The sequence below is a fragment of the Vibrio sp. genome (assembly GCF_048266485.1).
Taxonomy (GTDB): domain Bacteria; phylum Pseudomonadota; class Gammaproteobacteria; order Enterobacterales; family Vibrionaceae; genus Vibrio.
In genome coordinates, this window is sequence record NZ_JBLWZK010000004.1 from 140213 (window position 1) to 162503 (window position 22291).

General features: G+C 42.2%; 14 protein-coding genes and 1 riboswitch. Of the genes, 9 read left to right on the top strand and 5 right to left on the bottom strand.

All coding sequences use genetic code 11. The annotated features are described in order from the left end of the window. The first annotated feature begins 34 nt into the window (after positions 1-34). A complete protein-coding gene (gene metH / locus ACN0T8_RS07805) occupies positions 35-3733 on the top strand; it encodes a methionine synthase (protein WP_417880063.1) in 3699 nt (1232 codons plus the stop codon). 201 nt (positions 3734-3934) lie between these two features. Here the strand turns inward: metH and lysC are convergent, their stop codons facing one another. Next, a complete protein-coding gene (gene lysC, locus ACN0T8_RS07810) occupies positions 3935-5284 on the bottom strand; it encodes a lysine-sensitive aspartokinase 3 (protein ID WP_417880064.1) in 1350 nt (449 codons plus the stop codon). A 127-nt stretch (positions 5285-5411) separates the two neighbouring features. Continuing rightward, a riboswitch (Lysine riboswitch) is annotated at positions 5412-5592 on the bottom strand. A gap of 390 nt (positions 5593-5982) precedes the next feature. Between lysC and ACN0T8_RS07815 the strand changes: the two genes are divergently transcribed. Continuing rightward, the gene (locus tag ACN0T8_RS07815) at positions 5983-7104 is read left to right on the top strand and encodes a pyridoxal-phosphate-dependent aminotransferase family protein (RefSeq protein ID WP_417880065.1); all 1122 of its coding nucleotides are present in this window, start codon (positions 5983-5985) and stop codon (positions 7102-7104) included. Positions 7105-7306: 202 nt separating this feature from the next. Here the strand turns inward: ACN0T8_RS07815 and ACN0T8_RS07820 are convergent, their stop codons facing one another. The 4 genes from ACN0T8_RS07820 to ACN0T8_RS07835 form a co-directional block, all read right to left on the bottom strand. Further along, the gene (locus tag ACN0T8_RS07820) at positions 7307-9097 is read right to left on the bottom strand and encodes a PglL family O-oligosaccharyltransferase (protein ID WP_417880066.1); all 1791 of its coding nucleotides are present in this window, start codon (positions 9095-9097) and stop codon (positions 7307-7309) included. A gap of 186 nt (positions 9098-9283) precedes the next feature. Further along, positions 9284-12109 (bottom strand): excinuclease ABC subunit UvrA, encoded by a 2826-nt coding sequence (gene uvrA, locus ACN0T8_RS07825; RefSeq protein ID WP_417880067.1) that lies wholly within the window; start codon positions 12107-12109, stop codon positions 9284-9286. Between the two features lie 216 nt (positions 12110-12325). Beyond that, positions 12326-13177 (bottom strand): UTP--glucose-1-phosphate uridylyltransferase GalU, encoded by an 852-nt coding sequence (gene galU / locus ACN0T8_RS07830; RefSeq protein WP_417880068.1) that lies wholly within the window; start codon positions 13175-13177, stop codon positions 12326-12328. A 120-nt stretch (positions 13178-13297) separates the two neighbouring features. Then, positions 13298-13957 (bottom strand): LuxR C-terminal-related transcriptional regulator, encoded by a 660-nt coding sequence (locus ACN0T8_RS07835; protein ID WP_417880069.1) that lies wholly within the window; start codon positions 13955-13957, stop codon positions 13298-13300. Positions 13958-14275: 318 nt separating this feature from the next. Between ACN0T8_RS07835 and ACN0T8_RS07840 the strand changes: the two genes are divergently transcribed. The 7 genes from ACN0T8_RS07840 to rng all read left to right on the top strand — a co-directional run bounded on the left by ACN0T8_RS07840 (position 14276) and on the right by rng (position 22290). Next, positions 14276-14800, top strand: a complete 525-nt coding sequence (locus ACN0T8_RS07840) for a single-stranded DNA-binding protein (protein WP_417880070.1) — start codon at positions 14276-14278, stop codon at positions 14798-14800. Between the two features lie 137 nt (positions 14801-14937). Continuing rightward, a complete protein-coding gene (gene csrD / locus ACN0T8_RS07845; protein ID WP_417880071.1) occupies positions 14938-16929 on the top strand; it encodes an RNase E specificity factor CsrD in 1992 nt (663 codons plus the stop codon). 607 nt (positions 16930-17536) lie between these two features. Then, the gene (locus ACN0T8_RS07850; protein ID WP_027697752.1) at positions 17537-18580 is read left to right on the top strand and encodes a rod shape-determining protein; all 1044 of its coding nucleotides are present in this window, start codon (positions 17537-17539) and stop codon (positions 18578-18580) included. Positions 18581-18694: 114 nt separating this feature from the next. Further along, the gene (mreC, locus tag ACN0T8_RS07855; RefSeq protein WP_417880072.1) at positions 18695-19576 is read left to right on the top strand and encodes a rod shape-determining protein MreC; all 882 of its coding nucleotides are present in this window, start codon (positions 18695-18697) and stop codon (positions 19574-19576) included. Next, a complete protein-coding gene (gene mreD / locus ACN0T8_RS07860) occupies positions 19569-20057 on the top strand; it encodes a rod shape-determining protein MreD (RefSeq protein ID WP_417880073.1) in 489 nt (162 codons plus the stop codon). Before mreC ends, mreD begins: the two co-directional genes overlap by 8 nt. Positions 20058-20167: 110 nt before the next feature. Next, a complete protein-coding gene (locus ACN0T8_RS07865; protein ID WP_417880074.1) occupies positions 20168-20767 on the top strand; it encodes a Maf family protein in 600 nt (199 codons plus the stop codon). Positions 20768-20820: 53 nt separating this feature from the next. Beyond that, positions 20821-22290 carry a ribonuclease G gene (gene rng / locus ACN0T8_RS07870; RefSeq protein WP_417880075.1) on the top strand — a complete coding sequence of 490 codons (1470 nt, stop codon included), beginning with the start codon at positions 20821-20823 and terminating at the stop codon, positions 22288-22290. Position 22291: the final 1 nt, after the last annotated feature.

Genomic DNA, 22291 nt, shown 5'->3' on the forward strand with positions numbered 1-22291 from the left:
GGTATATCAAAGACTTAAGGAAAGAGGTTATATCGTGGCTGGAAGCGCAAATTCTCATCACAATGAAGTAAAACATCAAATTCAAACGTTATTAAAATCTCGAATTTTATTGATTGATGGTGGCATGGGAACCATGATCCAGTCTCATCAATTGCAAGAAAATGATTATCGAGGAGAACGTTTTGCGGATTGGCATAGTGACCTTAAAGGTAATAACGACTTATTGGTTTTAACTCAACCGCAGTTAATTAAAAAGTTGCACAGTGACTACTTAGCTGCTGGCGCTGATATTCTAGAAACCAATACCTTCAATGCCACCACTATCGCGATGGCTGATTACGACATGGAAAGCTTAAGTGCAGAGATAAACTTTGCCGCGGCGAAACTTGCGCGTGAAGCGGCTGATGAGTGGACAGCAAAAACGCCAGATAAACCAAGATTTGTTGCCGGCGTTCTAGGGCCAACTAACCGTACCTGCTCAATTTCTCCTGATGTAAATGACCCTGGCTTTCGTAATATCAGCTTTGATGAGTTAGTGACTGCTTACTCTGAATCTACTCGCGCGCTAATCGAAGGTGGCGCAGATATCATTATGATTGAAACCATCTTTGATACCTTAAATGCCAAGGCTTGTGCTTTCGCGGTGTTAAGTGTGTTTGATGAACTTGGCTTCAAATTGCCAGTAATGATTTCTGGTACCATTACGGATGCCTCTGGCCGTACGCTGTCAGGGCAAACCACCGAAGCATTTTATAACGCACTACGTCATGTTGAGCCGCTGTCATTTGGCCTCAACTGTGCATTAGGGCCGAATGAACTACGTCAATATGTTGAAGAACTATCGCGCATTTCAGAAAGTCATGTTTCTGCTCACCCGAATGCTGGCCTGCCAAATGCCTTTGGTGAATATGATCTTGAGCCGCGTGAAATGGCTAAGCACATTCAAGAGTGGGCAGAAAGTGGTTTCTTAAATATGGTGGGTGGTTGTTGTGGTACTACGCCTGAGCATATTCGCCAGATGGCGCGTGTTGTTGAAGGGATAAAACCTCGCGCATTGCCTGAACTACCAAAAGCCTGCCGTCTATCGGGTTTAGAACCACTTACCATAGATAAAGATTCATTATTTGTGAACGTTGGTGAGCGCACTAACGTAACCGGTTCTGCTAAGTTCAAGCGTCTGATTGTTGAAGAGCAATATGATGAAGCGCTTGATGTGGCTCGTGAACAAGTAGCCAATGGCGCACAAATCATCGATATCAATATGGATGAAGGAATGCTCGATGCCAAAGCTTGTATGGAACGCTTCCTGAATCTATGTGCCTCTGAGCCAGAAATCTCTAAAGTGCCTATTATGGTTGATTCCTCTAAATGGGACGTCATTGAAGCGGGCTTGAAATGCGTGCAAGGCAAAGGCATCGTCAACTCTATCTCAATGAAAGAAGGGGTTGAGAACTTTATTGAGCAAGCCAAATTGATCCGTCGCTATGGCGCGGCAGTGATCGTGATGGCATTTGATGAAGTGGGTCAAGCCGATACTCGTGAACGTAAAACCGAAATTTGTACCAAAGCTTACCGTATTCTGGTTGATGAAGTGGGCTTCCCACCAGAAGATGTGATTTTTGACCCTAATATTTTTGCCATCGCGACCGGTATTGATGAACACAATAACTACGCCGTCGATTTTATTGAAGCTGTCGGTGATATTAAACGCGATCTCCCTTATGCGATGATCTCTGGGGGGGTCTCTAACGTTTCATTCTCATTTCGTGGCAATAACTACGTACGTGAAGCGATTCATGCAGTATTCCTCTACCACTGTTTTAAACGCGGTATGGATATGGGGATCGTTAATGCAGGTCAATTAGAAATTTACGATAATGTACCGGAAAAGCTGCGTAATGCGGTGGAAGACGTGGTGCTTAACCGTCATGCCGATGCGACTGAAAACTTACTCGAATTAGCGGAACAATATCGTTCAAATGACGTAGGCAAAGGGGAAGACCCTGCTCTATTAGAATGGCGTACTTGGGAAGTAGAAAAGCGTCTTGAGCATGCACTGGTTAAAGGTATAACTGAATTTATTGTTGAAGATACCGAAGAAGCTCGAACTAAAGCTGCCAAACCTCTTGAGGTGATTGAAGGGCCGTTGATGGATGGCATGAACGTGGTCGGTGACTTATTTGGCGAAGGTAAAATGTTCCTTCCTCAAGTAGTAAAGTCGGCGCGTGTGATGAAACAAGCGGTGGCTTATTTAGAGCCTTTTATCAATGCTGAAAAACAAGTTGGACAAACTAACGGTAAGATCTTACTGGCGACAGTAAAGGGGGATGTACACGATATTGGTAAAAACATCGTTGGAGTAGTGTTGCAATGTAATAACTACGAAATCATCGACCTTGGTGTGATGGTGCCAACCGAAACTATCTTGAAAGTCGCCAAAGAAGAAAACGTTGATATTATTGGTTTATCTGGTCTTATTACGCCATCACTTGATGAAATGGTGCATGTAGCTAAAGAGATGGAGCGCCAAGGTTTTGACTTGCCATTACTGATTGGTGGAGCAACAACCTCAAAAGCCCACACCGCGGTGAAAATTGAGCAAAACTACTCTCAACCAGTGGTGTATGTAAACAATGCTTCTAGGGCTGTTGGGGTATGTTCGGCTCTGCTTTCTGACACTTTACGTCCAGCCTTTGTTGAAAAATTAAACCTAGATTACGACCGTGTGCGTGAGCAACACGCACGTAAGCGTCCGCGTACTAAGCCAGTAACGTTAGAGCAAGCTCGCGCCAATAAGGTGAATATTGACTGGCAAGCTTACACACCACCGGCTCCGGTTAAACCGGGTATGCATGTATTTGAACATATTGATACGGCGATTTTACGTCAGTACATCGACTGGACACCGTTCTTCTTAACTTGGGGATTAATGGGTAAGTACCCATCGATTTTTGACCATGAAGAAGTCGGTGAAGAAGCGAAGCGTTTGTATGAAGATGCCAATGTCTTCTTAGATCAAATCGAGCAAGAAGGCATTCTTAAAGCGAGCGGTGTGTGCGGAATGTTCCCTGCGAATAGTGTGGGTGATGATATCGAAGTCTATGCAGACGAAACTCGTACCGACGTGATTAAAGTGTTGCACAACCTTCGTCAACAAACCGAAAAGCCAAAAGGCCCGAACTACTGTTTATCAGACTACATTGCCCCAAAAGACAGTGATAAAGCGGATTGGATTGGTGCCTTTGCGGTTACTGGTGGTATTGGTGAGCGCGAATTAGCTGATGCTTATAAAGCGCAAGGTGATGACTTTAATGCCATCATGATCCAAGCGGTAGCAGACCGTTTAGCCGAAGCGTTTGCAGAATATATGCATGAACAAGTGCGTAAAGATATTTGGGGTTATGCACCGGATGAGAATCTAACCAATAATGATTTGATCCGTGAAAAGTACCAAGGTATCCGCCCTGCGCCAGGTTATCCTGCTTGTCCTGAACATACTGAAAAAGGCAGCTTGTGGGAGCTTCTCAACGTTGAAGAAACCATCGGTATGTCTTTGACCTCTAGTTATGCAATGTGGCCGGGCGCTTCAGTGTCAGGCTGGTATTTCTCTCATCCCGATTCACGTTACTTTGCGATAGCGCAAATTCAACAAGATCAAGCGGAAGAATACGCACAGCGTAAAGGCTGGGATGAAGTGGAAATGGAGAAATGGCTAGGGCCGAATTTGAGCTAGGCGGCGTTTCTCGAACGCTTTGCTTTTAGGGCGCTCCGCTGCTTGTAACTCGAAAAAGAAAAAACGCTATCAGAGTAATCTGTTAGCGTTTTTTATATTTCTAAAAAAAGTAAATTAGAAAGGAAAACACGGTACTGAAATATACACAATACCGCTCTTTCGAAATACGAGCTACGAGAAACGAAGTGCTCGAAAGACTTTTTACTCAAACAACTCCCGGTGCAACATTTCTACCGCATTTTTTGCTTCTTCTGCGCCAATTAGGAAGCAAAGATTATGCGGGCTTGCGCCGTAACAAATCATACGTAAGTTAAAATCTTCTAGTGCGCTGAATACTTGTTTAGCGTAGCCTTTTTTGGCGCTCATCTTGTTACCGATTAAGGCGACTAGGCTTAGGTTATATTCCACTTCAACTAGGCAGAGTTGTTCTAGTTCTGTGCGAACCTCTGCTGGTAGTTCTGGAGCTTGGCCGGATGTATTGGTTTGATCTAGAGTTAATGACACACTGACTTCTGACGTTGTGATCAAGTCTACTGAGATCTGATATTTCGCTAAGATATTAAATACTTGAGCCAAGAAACCGTAAGTTTGGAACATGTCTGGACTACGTAATGTCACCATAGTTTGGTTATTACGTAACGCTAATGCTCGGAATAGTGGCGCGCTTTCTACTTGTTTTCGGATCCAAGTCCCCCCTTTTTCTGGCTCGCGAGAAGAACCTACGAATACAGGGATCTGGTGACGAAGCGCAGGAAGTAAAGTCGAAGGATGTAAAATTTTCGCACCGTAGTTGGCCATTTCAGAGGCTTCACTAAAGCTAATTTCAGGAATCGGAGTGGCTTTCGGAGCAATACGAGGATCGGTAGTGTAGATTCCCGGAACATCCGTCCAAATCTCTAAACCAGAGGCTTTAACTGCCTCGGCAATTAATGCTGCGCTGTAATCACTACCACCACGACCAAGCGTTGTGGTATTGCCATCGGCATCACTACCAATAAAACCTTGGGTGATCACGACATGTTGCTGGCAAAGGGGGCTAAGCTTTTGTTGTGCCAGAATAGAAATATCGGCAACAATTGGTTCTGCTTTTCCATGATCAGAATTGGTACGTAATACGTCTCGAATATCAAATCGTACTGCGTTGATGCCGCGCTCAACCATAAGCTGAGTTAAAATGTGGGTCGACATTAACTCGCCACAGGCAACGATATGATCGGTGAGTTTATCGCTCGATTGAAATGAAGCTGCTTCAGCCATGCTAGAAAGAGTAGTTAAAATTGTATCAACCGCATGTCGCGTTTTTTCTTGATCGGAAAATTGCTCGATAATGCTGTAATGAATCGCACGAATTTTTTCTAAAGTCGCAAGGCGATCATCCGAGTTTTGTATCCCAAGCGCTAACTCAACCAATAAGTTAGTCACGCCAGAACAGGCACTACTAACAACCAATTTAGTTGACGGTGTTTCTTCAATAATTGCGGCACAGCGACTCATGGCTTCGAAATTCGCCACACTGGTGCCACCAAACTTTGCTACGTTAAATGCGCTCACGGCATTGTCTCCCATAATTCTCAAATAAAGCTTATTGATATCAATAAGCAAACGTCCAATGTTGAAGAGAGATTTCTTAGAGCGGGGGAAATACATAGAAGTGAATCACTAGAATCGTGACCATGTAAATCTTAGAAGCTCTTCACTAAGTGAGGTACTCAGTGACAGTTGCCAGGATTCAACCTGAACAACCGATGCGATAAATTTCCGAGCATTTACCCATCTCGGCGTAACTCCCCCTGAATGACAAGTTTTGGATCTCGGGATCCACTGGTCATCTGCCTGGGTTACGCTCCTCTTCCTTTTCAACCATTATCCCATGGTCGAAAGAGTCTCCATTGAACGTTGTTGCACCAAAAAAGTCAATAATAGATAAGTATTTGATAACATTTTTTCAACTTTATTTGTCGACAATAAAATTCAATAATGTACACAATTAATTGAGCAAGCTCACAGCTTTATGGCTTCGCGATGAGGTGGCTCTCAGAGCGTGGTAATTTTATATTATACCCTGCGTACTTGAAGCTTCAGCTTTGTTGACGGCGTTCATTCACTTGTCGCTTCACTGCAACTCCAATTACTTTAGGTATATACAGCACACAAATTTCGCCGATGTTTATTTACGAGGTTTCCCAAAAGCCAGGGTAAAGTCGTCATTGAGCGAATGATAAATATGGAATACACCATTAAGGATTATTATGACAATTCAGCGCTTTTTTCCACCTCGTCGAATTTTGATGGGCCCGGGGCCTTCTGATATTTCATCGGATGTTCTACAAGCTTTAAGTCGCCCAACGGTAGGTCACTTAGATCCACTGTTTATCGGTATGATGGATGAAGTGAAAACGCTTCTGAAATATGCTTTCCAAACCGAAAATGATTTTACTATTCCGGTTTCAGCACCCGGCAGTGCTGGTATGGAAGCCTGCTTTGTTAACCTGATTGAGCCCGGTGATAAAGTGATTATTTGCCGTAATGGTGTGTTTGGCGAACGTATGCGTGAAAATGCGATTCGTAGTGGCGCAGAAGTTGTGCTGGTGGATGATGAATGGGGCAAACCGGTTAGTGTCGATAAAGTCGCCGCTGCCTTTGCAGAAAACTCAGATGCCAAAATTCTGGCTTTTGTTCACGCCGAAACTTCAACCGGTGCCTTAAGTGATGCACAAGCACTCTCGAAAGTGGCTAAGCAATATGATGCACTGACGATTGTTGATGCAGTTACGTCACTTGGTGGTGTGCCTCTTAAAGTGGATGAATGGCAGTTAGATGCGGTGTATTCCGGTAGCCAAAAATGCCTATCGTGCGTACCGGGTTTATCGCCAGTGACTTTCTCTCCTAAAGCGATTGCTAAGATTCAAGCAAGAACGACACCAGTGCAAAGCTGGTTTTTAGATCAAAGCCTAGTACTTGGTTATTGGAGTGGTGAAGGTAAACGTAGTTATCACCATACTGCGCCAGTGAATAGTCTATATGCGTTACATGAAGCTTTGCTTGGCTTGTATAACGAAGGGCTAGAAAATGCCTGGCAACGTCATGCTGATATGCATCAGAAACTAAAACAAGGTCTGGAAGAATTAGGCTTTACCTATGTGGTGGATGAAGCGTGTCGTTTGCCACAATTGAACTCAGTATATTTACCGGAAGGTGTCGATGATGCCGAAACTCGCCAGCATCTACTGGAAGAATATAACCTTGAAGTCGGTGGTGGTTTAGGTGCGTTAGCTGGCAAAGTATGGCGTATCGGCTTGATGGGATATAGCGCCAAAAGTGAAAATGTGGCGTTATGTCTAAAAGCGCTGCAGGAGACGATAGGGGAGTAACGACTCTCGGACGCTTCGCTTATCGTAGCTCGTTACTCGAAATATACTTCGGAGCTTTTTGCTACAAGAAGTAAAAAATTGGAGTAACGAGTTACGCTATACCGAGTTACCGATGTTTCAACCATGCTTTCTCGTGATGTGAATTTAGCTTTTGCTTTTTCTAGTCACGAGAAACGAAGCGTTCAAGTAACGAGCTACGTTTCTATTTTTCCTGTACCGCTTTAGCCTCCGATGCCGCCTCTGCCCTTGAAACCCTCTCCTCCGGCGGAATATAACGAATCGTTGAAAAATCTTGCGCCGGGAATAAGAAACTGGCTTCTTTGCGGATCTCTTCCGCTTTTCTGTCATCACCAATGCCTTGGTAGGCCACGATCAGTTTTGAATAAAACGCGGCTCTTGGTTTGCGCTTGATAACTTGAGTTGCCCAATCAATATAAGGCTGGATGTACTCAGGATTATCAAGGTGCAAGCCAATGTTGAGTTGAGTGCTGTACACATCCCAATCAAATCTATCCTTCCAAACACTAGGGTTGGTCACTTGGTTTAATAAGTCTGGGTTGATCGGCCTGGTATATTCAAATCGACTGAGAACATAGTTGGTATGTAGAGCTGTGATCATGAAAAACGCGGTAATGATCGGGATGAGTAATGAAAATACACTCAATAAGCTTTTGGTTATTTTGCTAAAACTCACCACTTTATATTGAGAAGTCAACTGATCAACCCAGTAGATAAGTATGACAAAGGTGATCCAATGGATCGCAGAGTGATAAAACGGATATTCAAGTTGGGTATGCAACACGATTGGAAAAAATAAAGCGATTAACGCCAAACGGGTTCCTGACGGAGACTTTCGTACTTTACGAAAGACCATCAAGGCTGCAATGAGCAAACCTAATACCGATACGGTGCCGCCTTCTACCGCCCAATATAAAATCTCATTATGTGGGTGATCCATTGAAGGCAATCCCGGGTGGTAGTCCGAATTTAGCTGGTGCTGTCTTGCGGTGTAAATCATATAAGCCGGTTCAAACTGACCATAACCATATCCGGTTAGCGGCTTTTCTATCACCATATCTAAGGTTTGCGGAAAGGTATAACGACGCGGGCTTTCTAAATTGGATTTCTTAGCAATTAACTCATTACCACCATTGGTTGTGGCGAGAGTATAACCGCCAGCCAAACCGACAATGATTGAAATGAGCCATAATGACATCATTCGCTTTGGTAAGCATTTAGCGAGATATGGGATCAGAAGAACGGTAGAGACAGTCGCACCTAGCCAGCCAGTACGTGAAGCAAGTACCCATAATAATGGAATAGTGATAATTGGCATTAACAGCAACAAGCCGGAGAATACTTTATGTAGCTGAGCATTGGTTTGGCTTTGTCTCGCCAATAAATAAGAACCAATGGCTAAGCCTGTGGCTAGAAAGCTCGCGGTGACATTCGGTTGTTGGAATATTGCAAACGGACGATTTTGTTCGGTGTTGTAACCAAATGAATTACCCGGCTCTAAAAATAAGTATTGAAAGTAACTGTAGGTAGCTTCGATACATACCGCGCCAACGATGAGAAGTAATAGCGTCTGTTTTTGTTTTATAGAGAGTGGATATTGATGCAAAATCAGTAACAACAGCCAACCTGCCCATAACCCAATCAAGCGTAACATGGCATCTTGAACATTGGCGGTCGAATAGAAAATTGGCAGAGTTAAAATAATACAAGCAATAAACATCACTATGGTGAGGCTCGTAATGCGTAACACTCGCTGATTGGCAATCGCATATAAGCCAATGCCAAAACTAACACTTAAGGCTAACCAAGTTGTGGAATTGAAAGAGAGAGCGAGTCCCGCACCACCTGGATTGGGCTGGAAAAAATGCATGGCAAGTAAGAACACCACACCTAGCGACCAAAGAAATGGTTTGGCTAAGATATTAGGTTCAGGCACTTCTTCAAGTTTCGTGCCTTGGATATGTAACGTTGCCATGTACAGTGCAGCCTCTAGATGTTTGAGTTGTCTATAGGACGGCTATGTTAGCATTGTTTGTGGAAAAAGTGATTTACGAATCTCGAGCACTTTGTTTTTAGAGCACTTCGTTTTTCGTTACTCGATCCATGTTTTGTTTTTTCGATAAACGAGCAGCAAAGCGATCGAGCAACGAGATACGAATCCCTACTTCAACAACGGCTTAAGAAAGTGCGCGGTATGCGATCCTTTTACCTTCACCACTTGTTCTGGTGTGCCTGCTGCGATGATTTCACCACCGCCACTGCCACCTTCGGGGCCTAGGTCGACAATCCAATCGGCTGTTTTAATGACATCTAGATTGTGCTCAATTACCACTACGGTATTACCGTGATCACGTAGGCGATGTAGAACGTTTAGTAGCTGTTGAATATCATGGAAATGCAGCCCGGTAGTTGGCTCATCCAAGATATATAAGGTTTTACCGGTGTCACGCTTAGACAGTTCTTTAGCCAATTTAACGCGTTGTGCTTCACCGCCCGATAACGTAGTAGCTGCTTGGCCTAGTCGGATGTAAGACAAGCCAACATCAATCAGCGTTTTCAGTTTACGAGCAATCACTGGTACAGGTTCAAAGAAAGTGTGAGCATCTTCGACCGTCATTTCTAGTACTTCATCAATGCTCTTACCTTTGTAACGCACATCTAACGTTTCACGGTTATAACGCTTACCTTTACAGGCATCACAAGGTACATACACATCTGGTAAGAAGTGCATTTCTACTTTGATAACACCATCACCTTGGCAGGCTTCACAGCGGCCGCCACGTACGTTAAAACTAAAGCGTCCCGGCTTATAACCACGCGAACGAGACTCTTGTGTGCCGGCAAATAATTCACGAATTGGGGTAAAAATGCCCGTGTAAGTGGCTGGGTTTGAACGTGGGGTTCGGCCAATTGGGCTTTGGTTGATATCGATGACTTTATCAAAGTGCTCTAGGCCATTAATTTTTTTATAAGGTGCGGCTTCAGCTGTGGTCGCACCATTTAAACGGGCGTGAGCGATTTTAAAGAAAGTATCGTTAATCAGCGTTGATTTACCTGAGCCAGAAACACCAGTAACACAAGTTAACAAACCAACAGGAATAGATAGGTTAACGTTTTGTAGGTTATTACCCGTTGCGCCAATCAGTTCAACGGTTTTCTTCTTATCGATTGGAGTGCGCTTTTGGGGTATTTCAATTTGCTTATCGCCACTTAAGTATTGACCGGTAAGAGAGTCAGGATTGTCGAGAATATCTTGTATCGTTCCTTCGGCAATTACGTTACCGCCATGGACACCAGCCCCTGGGCCAATATCAATAACATGGTCGGCTGCGCGAATCGCGTCTTCATCATGCTCAACAACGATAACTGTATTGCCTAAATCACGCAGATGAATCAAGGTTTTCAGTAAGCGTTCGTTGTCTCTTTGATGTAAGCCAATCGACGGCTCATCGAGCACGTACATGACGCCTACTAAACCTGCACCAATTTGGCTAGCGAGACGAATACGTTGCGCTTCACCACCAGAAAGTGTCTCAGCACTGCGTGATAAATTGAGGTAATTTAGGCCGACATTGATTAAGAAGTTTAAGCGGTCATTGATTTCTTTTAAGATCTTTTCCGCGATCTGAGCACGTTGCCCGGTGAGTTTTAATGACTCAAAAAATTGCAGCGCGCCATAAATACTCATTTCTACCACTTGAGGTAGTGCAGTATTTTCAATAAATACATGACGAGCTTCAGTTTTTAGACGTGCACCACCACAGCTAGAACATGACTTATTGGAGATATATTTAGACAGTTCTTCACGTACCGAATTTGATTCAGTTTCATGATAACGTCGGTTAAGGTTATTTAAGATCCCTTCAAAAGCGTGGCGTTTGACCCGAGTATCACCGCGATCATTGACGTACTTAAATTCGATTTCTTCTTTTTTCGAACCATGCAGTACCACATCACGGACTTTTTTCGGCAGCTTATTAAATGGCTGCTGTAAGTCAAAACCATAATGCTCTGACAGTGCGGTTAGCATGTGGAAGTAATAGAAGTTTTTTTTATCCCAGCCACGTATTGCGCCATTAGCAAGACTTAAACTCTCATCTTGAATTACTCGCTCTGCGTCAAAATATTGCTGAACACCCAATCCATCACAAGTTTCACAAGCGCCCGCTGGGTTATTAAATGAAAATAGACGCGGTTCTAGTTCACGCATGCTGTAACCACAGTGAGAACATGAAAAATTGGCAGAAAAGATAATGTCTTCTTGCTGTGAATCACCCATCCAAGTAATGGTGGCGGTACCACCAGATAATTCGAGCGCAGTTTCAAAAGATTCAGCCAAACGCTGTTGCAGGCCATCACGTACTTTAAACCGATCTACCACAACTTCAATAGTGTGTTTTTTATGTAACTCAAGGGTAGGTGGATCAGAAAGATCGCAAGTTTCACCATCAATACGTGCGCGGATAAAACCTTGAGCCGCGAGATTTTGTAGCGTTTTTACGTGCTCGCCTTTTCGCTCTTTGATGATGGGCGCTAATAGCATTAGTTTGCTGTTTTCTGGTAGTTCTAATACTTTGTCTACCATTTGTGAAATAGTTTGCGCCGCTAATGGAGTATTGTGTTCTGGGCAGCGTGGCTCACCGACACGAGCGTACAACAAACGTAAATAATCGTAGATTTCAGTAATGGTACCCACGGTTGAGCGTGGATTATGCGAGGTCGATTTTTGCTCGATGGAAATCGCAGGAGACAAACCTTCAATATGATCGACATCGGGCTTTTCCATTAAGGATAAAAACTGGCGAGCGTAAGCAGAAAGCGATTCAACATAGCGGCGTTGACCTTCAGCATACAAAGTATCAAAAGCCAACGAAGATTTACCAGATCCCGACAATCCTGTGATAACAATAAGCTTGTCACGTGGCATGGTCAGGTTGATGTTTTTTAGGTTATGGGTACGGGCTCCGCGAACTTCAATTGTTTCCATGCTTCACGCTCTCATAAATGATAGAAGTGATACCAATCTGTGTATTGGTGAGTATTGAATGTTAAGTAGTAGATAAGTATTACATAGGTTAAGAAAAGTGGAAATAGTTAGCTGTATAAAAATACAGTTGTAGTGATGGGTGAGAGATAAAAATAAAGGCCGTAATAGCAATTTATTACGGCCTAGGAGAGCTTACGATGTAAAGAAGGTTACGAATTAGTTCTTACTTGTTTTAGTATCTTGATCTTTTAGATACATATTCTCATAGCAGTAGTTAGTCGCTTCGATGTACCCTTCAACACTACCACAGTCAAAACGCTTACCTTTAAATTTATAGGCTAGAACACAGCCTGATTTAGCTTGCTTGAGTAGGGCGTCGGTAATTTGGATCTCACCACCTTTGCCTGGTTCCGTTTGTTCAATTAATTCAAAAATATCTGGCGTCATGATGTAACGCCCAATGATCGCTAAGTTACTTGGCTCTGTACCTGGCTCTGGCTTTTCTACCATGTCATCAACACGGTAAAGATCATCTTTGATCATCTCACCAGCAATCACACCATACTTGTAGACTTCATCTTTTGGTACTTCTTGTACCGCAACAATGGTGCAGCGAAATTGTTTATAAAGTGCAACCATTTGCGCTAAAACGCCTTGATCTGGATTTACACATAAGTCATCCGCCAATACCACGGCAAACGGTTCGTCACCGACTAATTCACGGCCAGTTAAAATTGCATGACCTAAACCTTTCATTTCACGTTGGCGAACATAAGTGAAGTTAGCGCTGTCGATGATATTACGGATATCAACTAACAGTTCTTCTTTATTAGTGCCGCTAATTTGATGTTCTAATTCGTAGTTTTTATCAAAGTGATCGGTTAATGAGTGTTTACCACGGCCGGTAACGATACACATGCCATTCATACCAGCTTGAATGGCTTCTTCAACGCCATATTCAATTAACGGCTTATTAACGACCGGCATCATTTCTTTTGGCATAGATTTCGTTGCCGGTAAAAAACGAGTGCCATAACCTGCAGCAGGGAATAGACATTTTTTGATCATGTTTGAGACCTTGTATAAATAGGGGGTATCTGTGCGCTAAAATAGCATTTTTTTCATTAGAAACACAAATATAGCAAAGAACATGGTGGTTGAGGGTAGCATCTTCGCGATTAGTAGAAATTAACCCTCAGATAAATATAGCCGAGCCCAGTTAATAGCTTGTCGACGATTGCTGACATTAAGCTTTCTAAAAATTCGATACAAATGGGATTTGATCGTATGTTCACTGACGAATAGTGAATCCGCAATATCTAGATTTGATTGACCTATTTGTAAGTGAGTCAAAATTTCTAGCTCTCTTCGGGTCAATGATAGTTTAGCTTTGACCGTTGGATTGGCCCGCTGGTGGTTAAGAGCTTGCCAATGTTTGAATAATTTGATTAATAGTGATTTAGGCAAGCAATTATGTCCAGTGAGCATTTTTATCAATTCGTCACAAAGTTGCTCATTGGATGTTGATTGATAAAAATAACCGGTCAAATTATACCATTGAGACAGTAAGACCAAATTGGCTTTTTCAGGAGCAAAGATAAGGGCGTTTGCTTGAGCTTTTTGTAAAATAGGGTGAGTTTGTAGCTCAAATAATTCCTCTTCAGTAAAGCGCGCATCAACAAGCAAAATGTAAGGTTCTTGCTGATGTAAGATTTTAGTCACTTCATCGTAATTAATAAGTGTTAATTGAATATCAACCCGTGTTGTGACTATTGAAATAAAAGCGTCATTGGCCTCAATAAGTGGCGATAACAAATACACAGAGGTTTCTTGATTTTGGCAAGTCATGTCAACAGAGCCTTCTTGATTTTTAATAACGCGATTGATTCTTTATATTGCGACTGTATGAAACTTGCAGCTTGAATAGTATAAACTTATGCTGGTTTTTTATACGATTCTTGGTTTTGAGAAGAGATTCATTGTATTCAATAATTTATGATGAATGCTTTGGAAGTTACTATGCTAAGTAGTGACTTTTGTTATTGGTTATAGTGAACATGAAGGTTAATCTCAAAGTGAGTTGAGGCGATATTATTATACCGTTAGCTGTATAAATCATGATATGATCGACAGCTATTTTTGAAATGTATTAAGACGGAGCAGAACATGGCTAGCCGCGGAATAAATAAAGTAATTTTAGTCGGAAATCTAGGTAACGACCCAGAGATTCGTTATCTACCAAGCGGTGGTGCGGTTGCAAACATTACCATTGCTACTTCTGAAACATGGAGAGATAAAGCGACAGGCGAACAACGTGAAAAAACTGAATGGCATCGCGTTGCTTTGTTTGGCAAACTTGCTGAAGTTGCAGGTGAATATTTACGTAAAGGTTCTCAAGTCTACATTGAAGGTCAACTGCAAACACGTAAATGGCAAGATCAAAGCGGTCAAGACCGTTACACTACCGAAGTAGTTGTACAAGGCTTTAATGGCGTAATGCAAATGCTAGGTGGCCGTTCTCAAGGTGGACAGGCGCCAGCAGCCAGCAATAATCAAGGTAACTGGGGGCAGCCTCAACAACCTCAAGCACAACAATCTGCACCGCGTGCACCGCAACAGCAAGCACCACAGCAACAGGCTCCACAATATAATGAACCACCAATGGATTTTGATGACGATATTCCATTCTAATATCACTGCATTGAACTGAATAAAAATGCTCGTCATCGCACGATTTGATAAAAAGCCGCATCTTAAATGTGGCTTTTTTGTTATAATAACAAATAGATAGATTTAATAGATTTCACTCGATACGGAACTTCGACTTAATGAAAGCGACTCCAACATTAAAACTAAGTACCCGCTTGGTTGCTTTTGTCACCATGATTGTTGTGAGTGCCATGTTTATATTATTCGTGGGGGGCGTGTTTACCTTTAAAAAAATGGGTGGGCAATATGTCGATCAAAACTTACAGCGCTTGACAACGGTTATTGATCAAGAGTTATCAACCCCACAAGATTTTGATGTTATGCGTCATTGGCTACCTAAATTGTTACAGGCCAGTGATGTTGGAGAGTTGAAAATTACCTCGCCAGCAGGTGTGATCTATACTTTCCAAAACAAATCTCTACTACAACAAGATGAGTTGTTGCTCTATACAAAAAACTACCCACTTCAGCGTAATCAAGATTATTTTGCTGAATTCCAAGTTGTGCCGCCTTATGCCAATAATAGTTATTCTTTTGAAGCATTCTTTTCGTTAACACTGGCGGTTGTGCTAGTGATGTTTTGTTTATTGAAAGGGTTGCAGTGGTTAAGAGAGCAACTATATGGCTCAGAGCTACTTGAAGAACGTGGTCGGATGATTTTAGCCGGACAAGTTGAACAGTACACCCAAGGTGATGAAAGAGAGTTTCCATACTCAGCAAGTCAAGCATTAACCCAATTGATTGAAGAATTAAATGATGCCAGACAAGAGCGAAGTCGCTTTGATACCTTCATTCGTACTCATACTTTCTTAGATAAACTTACCGGGGCTGCCAATCGAGTGTTATTTGATAGCCGTTTGACCTCCGCTCTGCAAGAAACTGGTGCAGGTGGTGGGGTTTTGGCGGTTGAAATTAATGGTTGGGATGAGTTTGTTGAAACCTCAGAAAAATCTGAATACGAAGCGTTTTTGGTGACAGTCGGTCAAGTATTGATGAATTTAACCCAAAAATATCCGAATGCAGTATTTGCTCGTTATTACAGTGGTCAATTTGCTTTATTAATCCCTCATCAGTCAGAAAAAGAAATCTCAATCCTAGCAAGTCAATGTATTAATCAGCTTAAAAAACTCGATATTCCGAACGATCTAGATAGTGAAAACTGGTGCCACATCGGTGCAACAATTTTTTCACAAGGGGAGCGTCGCGGTAAGATTATTGATGAGGCGGAAACGGCTATCAAAAGTGCTCGATTAGAAGGGGTTAATGGGTGGGCTAAGTTTAATAAATATAAGCATAAACCAGTAGAATATCGTGGTGGTGTTCGTTGGCGGAATCTATTTGATTTATCTTTAAGTTCAAATAAGCTATTTATTTATGAGCAGCCTTGTTACCTAATGGAAAATGACAACTTAAAAACCACTGAACATTATCAATTATTCACCCGAATTCAAGATGAGAAGGGCGACATAATTAAAGCTTCTCGTTTCTTAACCGCAATTGAGCAGGTTGGTTATGAGAGAATTCTGGATCAAGCTATACTCAAAACTGTATTTAGTCACTTGAAATCTGAATGGCTAGAAAATCGCTATGCGGTCAACTTATTTACTGTGCCATTTAAGAGAAAAGATTATCGGCGCTGGTTAAGGTATGAATTGCTACAACTACCTACGGAGGTAAGGCATCGATTAAGTTTTTCTTTTATTGAACGAAACTTAGTGACAGATTTGGACGTTATGCGGCCAGTGTTAAAGATGCTTTCAGGCTTAGGTTGTCAAATAATAGTTAATCAAGTTGGCAGAACAATTGTCAGTACTCACTACATAAAAACATTGCCGATTAGTTATTTAAAGTTGCATCGTAGCCTGGTAAAACAAATAGATAGGAGAAGCGAGAATCAATTATTTGTTCGTAGTATATTAGGTTCTTGTGTTGACAGTAACACGAAGGTTATCGCGGTAGGTGTGGAGACAGAAAATGAATGGTTTGTCTTATCTCAGTTAGGGTTGGATGGTGCCCAAGGTCGCTTCTTTGCAACTGAAAAGCAATTGCTACCAAGTATAGAAACAACACGTGTGATTAAGCCTGGTCGTAGAAATCGTTGGCGTAAATAGAGGAATTTAAACAACCTATGAGTATTCATTTCATTGAAGATAAAGTTAACTTTGACGCTTACCGAAGGAATGATCGAATTATATTCCGGGGTGAGCCGAATTTAACGGGAGAGTAGGAAGGCTGTGGGTTTCTAGTCCCTAGTTTCTAGGAAGAGCGTTTTCGAGGCTCGTTTTTCGGGCGCTTCGCTGCTCGTTTCTCGAGGGTGATCAATTTAATACCGTCATTCCAAAAGTGAGGTACGAACTGTTTGGAATCTTCTAAAGTGGTTGTAGATCATGAACTGCGTACCTACGCCGCTTTTCAGGATGACAGTTTTCATCTCTAGCCACTAGAAACCTAGTCTTTATCTTTTGATCTTTTCCGAGCCACGAGCAGTGGAACGCCCGAGCACCGAGTAACGATCACCGATCTTCTTTTCCTAGAAACTTGGGACTCGAAACTAGGAACCGCTCTTTAACCTATCTTTTTCCTGACCTTGAGTTAACTTTATGTAAGAATACCGCTTATTCTTACTCTGTGTACGGTTAATGCTTGCCGATAGTGCAAGGCATTGGTACATTTAGCACAATTTTATTTCCTTCTATCGCTCTTAGGATAACGAAGAATATGTTCAAGAAACTTCGTGGTATGTTTTCAAACGATCTTTCAATAGATCTAGGTACAGCCAACACTCTTATTTATGTTAAAGGTCAAGGCATTGTTCTTGATGAGCCTTCTGTAGTCGCTATTCGTCAGGATCGTACTGGTACTGCAAAAAGCGTCGCTGCTGTTGGTCATGAAGCTAAACAAATGCTTGGTCGTACACCGGGGAATATTTCTGCAATTCGTCCAATGAAAGACGGTGTGATTGCTGATTTTTACGTAACAGAAAAAATGCTGCAACACTTCATTAAGCAAGTGCATGATAATAGTGTTTTAAAACCAAGCCCACGCGTATTGGTATGTGTGCCTTGTGGTTCTACTCAAGTTGAACGTCGTGCTATTCGTGAGTCAGCCTTAGGTGCTGGTGCTCGTGAAGTGTATTTAATTGATGAACCAATGGCAGCGGCAATTGGTGCTGGCCTTCGCGTTTCTGAGCCAACCGGTTCTATGGTTGTTGATATCGGTGGTGGTACGACTGAGGTTGCCGTGATTTCTTTGAATGGTGTGGTTTACTCATCTTCTGTTCGTATCGGTGGTGACCGTTTTGATGAAGCGATCATTAATTATGTTCGTCGTAACTACGGTAGCTTAATTGGTGAATCGACAGCTGAGAAAATCAAGCACGAAATCGGTTCAGCTTACCCTGGCGATGAAGTGATGGAAATGGAAGTTCGTGGTCGTAACCTGGCTGAAGGTGTGCCGCGTAGCTTTACATTGAACTCAAACGAAATTTTAGAAGCATTGCAAGAGCCTCTATCAGGTATCGTATCGGCGGTAATGGTTGCACTTGAACAATGTCCACCAGAGCTTGCTTCAGATATCTCTGAAAATGGTATGGTTCTAACGGGCGGTGGTGCACTACTGAAAGACATAGATCGCTTATTAACTGAAGAAACGGGTATTCCAGTTGTGGTTGCTGATGAGCCATTAACTTGTGTTGCTCTTGGTGGCGGTAAAGCGCTTGAAATGATAGACATGCATGGTGGTGATCTATTTAGCGAGGAATAATACCTTCATTCTTGAAGTTGTAGCCTTGTTAATCGCGTTCATTGACGAGTTGTCTCGCTGAAACTTCAATTATTTTGGAATTATCCATATGGATAGATAGAACAATTTAACTGCATGAAATTGATATTTGGCCGCGGCCCTTCTTTACAACTGCGTTTATTTTTCGCACTGATCTTATCGGCCAGCTTAATGCTGGCTGATAGTCGTTTAGATACTTTTTCAAATGTTCGATATTTACTCAATAGTTCGGTAGCACCAATTCAATATGCGGCGAATTTACCAAGAAGCATGTTTGATGGGATGTATGAACGTTTAAATAGTATGAAAACCTTGGTGCAAACCAACAGTACTTTAAAAAATGAAGTTCTTAGCTTGAAGAGTAACTTATTGCTACTTGAGCAATACAAAGAAGAAAATGTTCGTCTGCGAGAATTACTCGGCTCTCCTTATGTAAGAGATGAACGTAAAGTTGTGACAGAAGTGATGGCTGTTGACTCATCACCTTATCGTCATGAGGTTGTGATCGATAAAGGCCGTACCGATGGCGTTTATGAAGGGCAACCTGTTATTAACGAAAAAGGTATTGTCGGCCAAGTGATCAATGTATCGGCTCATAACAGTCGCGTATTGTTATTAACCGACAGCAATAGCTCGATTCCGGTTCAAGTTTTACGTAATGATATTCGTGTGATTGCATCAGGCAATGGGGATATCGATTCGATTCAATTAGAAAATGTACCAACCAGTACTCATATTGAAACCGGTGATTTACTGGTGACTTCTGGCTTGGCAGGTCGTTATCCTGAAGGGTATCCAGTGGCTTATGTCACGAGTGTTAAAAATGATAACCATCTTCCTTTTTCTGAAATTGCCGCTAAACCTGTGGTTGAATTTGATCGCTTACGTTATTTATTACTGGTGTGGCCTGATCAAGGGCGTCAAAAGCAAGCTCAAACCATCGAATTAACTGAAGAAGAGGCGATTGGTAATGACTAATCACTTATTTAGAAGCAAGTTAATTATTTGGATATCCTTTTTTATTGCTCTTATTTTGCAGGCTGTGCCTTGGCCTGGACCACTTGAAATGATGCGTCCAAGCTGGCTTATTCTCATTTTTAGCTACTGGATATTAGCTTTACCACATCGAGTGAATGTAGGTACGGCATTAATCTTAGGCTTACTTTGGGATTTGGTGATTGGTACGACGTTAGGTGTTCACGGTATCGTCATGTCGATTACTGCATACCTTGTTGCACTAAACTTCCAAGTACTACGTAATATGGCATTGTGGCAACAAGGTGTCGTGATTGGTGGGCTAACCGTATTGGCAGAGTTCCTCGAGTTCTTCGGTGAGTTTATAATAAGAGATATCGATTTTAATCCTCACCTTCTATGGTCAGGTGTAGTGAACTGCATTTTATGGCCGTGGATGTTCTTACTTTTAAGAAGAGTGAGACGACATTGGCACATGCGCTAGGATTTGAAGCTGCAGTGCTGTTCGTTGTGCATCTATTCGCACTGCAACTTTGATGATTTTGATATAAATAACCTCTGCTGAGGTTAAACAACTTTCACTGGCGAGGCCGCATGTCTAATTCTTCTGATTCACAGCATCCTAATTTTTACCTGGCTTCAGGCTCTCCGCGACGTAAAGAACTTCTCACTCAACTTGGTTACCAATTCAATATTGTGGTGCCTAATATTGAAGAACAAAAACAGCCTAGCGAATCTCCCGTCGATTATGTAAAACGCCTTTCTCGTGAAAAAGCCCAAGCGGGTGTTAAATTGATTTCATCGATGTCAGAAGCATCAGAACTGCCTGTTTTAGGGGCCGATACAATCGTGATTGTCGATGATCACGTTCTCGAAAAACCAAACGATTATGCTGACTGTTTACGCATGTTGCAGGCGTTATCCAATCGACAACATCAAGTAATGACTTCTGTGACTGTCGCAACTTCTACTGAGTATCACACTAAAGTAGTGATAACTGATGTATGGTTTAAGTCTCTAACTGAACAAGACATTGAAACCTATTGGCAAACTGGCGAACCGTGCGATAAAGCGGGTGGTTATGGCATTCAGGGTATTGGTGGCCGTTTTGTTTCTCGTATTGATGGCAGTTTTCATGCTGTAATGGGGCTACCTTTATATGAGACCGATGAGCTATTGAAGCAATATCTTTAGAATTTATCTTAACTAATTCCTTTTTAGCGACCCAAAATTTATGAGGCACAATCATGAGTGCAGAATTACTGATCAACGTCACCCCTAGTGAAACTCGAGTCGCGATGATTGAAGGGGGGCTATTGCAAGAAGTCCACATTGAACGTGAATCACGCCGCGGTATTGTTGGCAATATTTATAAAGGCAAAGTCAGTCGAGTATTACCAGGTATGCAAGCGGCTTTCGTAGATATCGGTTTAGATAAAGCGGCCTTTTTACATGCCTCAGATATTGTTCCTCACACTGAATGTGTGGCAGAAAATGAAAAGAAGCAATTCCAAGTAAGAGATATCGCCGAATTGGTTCGTCAAGGCCAAGATTTGGTAGTGCAGGTGGTTAAAGACCCACTCGGTACTAAAGGAGCGCGATTAACCACAGATATTACTTTGCCTTCTCGGTATTTGGTCTTTATGCCGGGAGCAGCTCATGTTGGGGTATCACAACGTATTGATGATGAAGCAGAACGTAACCGTCTAAAAGAAACCGTATTACCTTATTGTGATGAGAACGGTGGCTTTATTATCCGAACCGCTGCAGAAGGGGCCGATAGTGAAGAGTTAGCGCAAGATGCCGCTTTTCTAAAACGTTTGTGGAATAAGATCAATGAACGACGTAGTAAATATAAAACCAAGTCGATGCTGTATGGTGAGATCGGTTTAGCGCAGCGTATTTTACGTGATTTTGTTGGCACAGAGATCAGCCGTATTCAGGTCGACTCACGTTTAGCCTATGAAACTTTGTTGGAATTTACCGCCGAGTTTGTGCCTAATTTAACCGACAAACTAGAGCTGTATCATGGCGATAAACCGATTTTTGATATGTACGACACTGAGAATGAAGTCCAGCGTTCATTAGATCGTAAAGTAGAATTGAAATCGGGTGGCTATTTGATTATCGATCAGACGGAAGCGATGACGACGGTAGATATTAATACCGGAGCTTTTGTCGGTCGGCGTAATTTAGAAGAGACCATCTTCAATACCAATATTGAAGCGACTCAAGCGATAGCTCGTCAGCTTCGTCTACGTAACCTTGGCGGCATTATTATTATCGATTTTATCGATATGCTTGAAGATGAACATCGTCGTCGTGTTATTCAATCATTGGAATTGGCACTATCGAAAGACCGAGTGAAAACCAATATTAATGGCTTTACTCAGCTTGGTTTGGTTGAAATGACTCGCAAGCGAACCCGAGAAAGTATTGAACATGTTCTATGTTCTGGTTGCCCTACTTGTAAAGGTCGCGGTTCGGTGAAAACCGTTGAAACCGTCTGTTATGAAATTTTGAGAGAAGTGACTCGAGTAAACCGTGCTTATGATGCTGACAAATTTGTTGTGTATGCCGCAGTTGCAGTTGCGGAAGCCTTGCAAGGTGAAGAATCACATGCACTAGGTGAACTCGAAGTATTTATTGGAAAAGAAGTTAAAATTCATGCTGAACCTTTGTATATTCAAGAGCAGTTTGACGTTGTGATGATGTAGC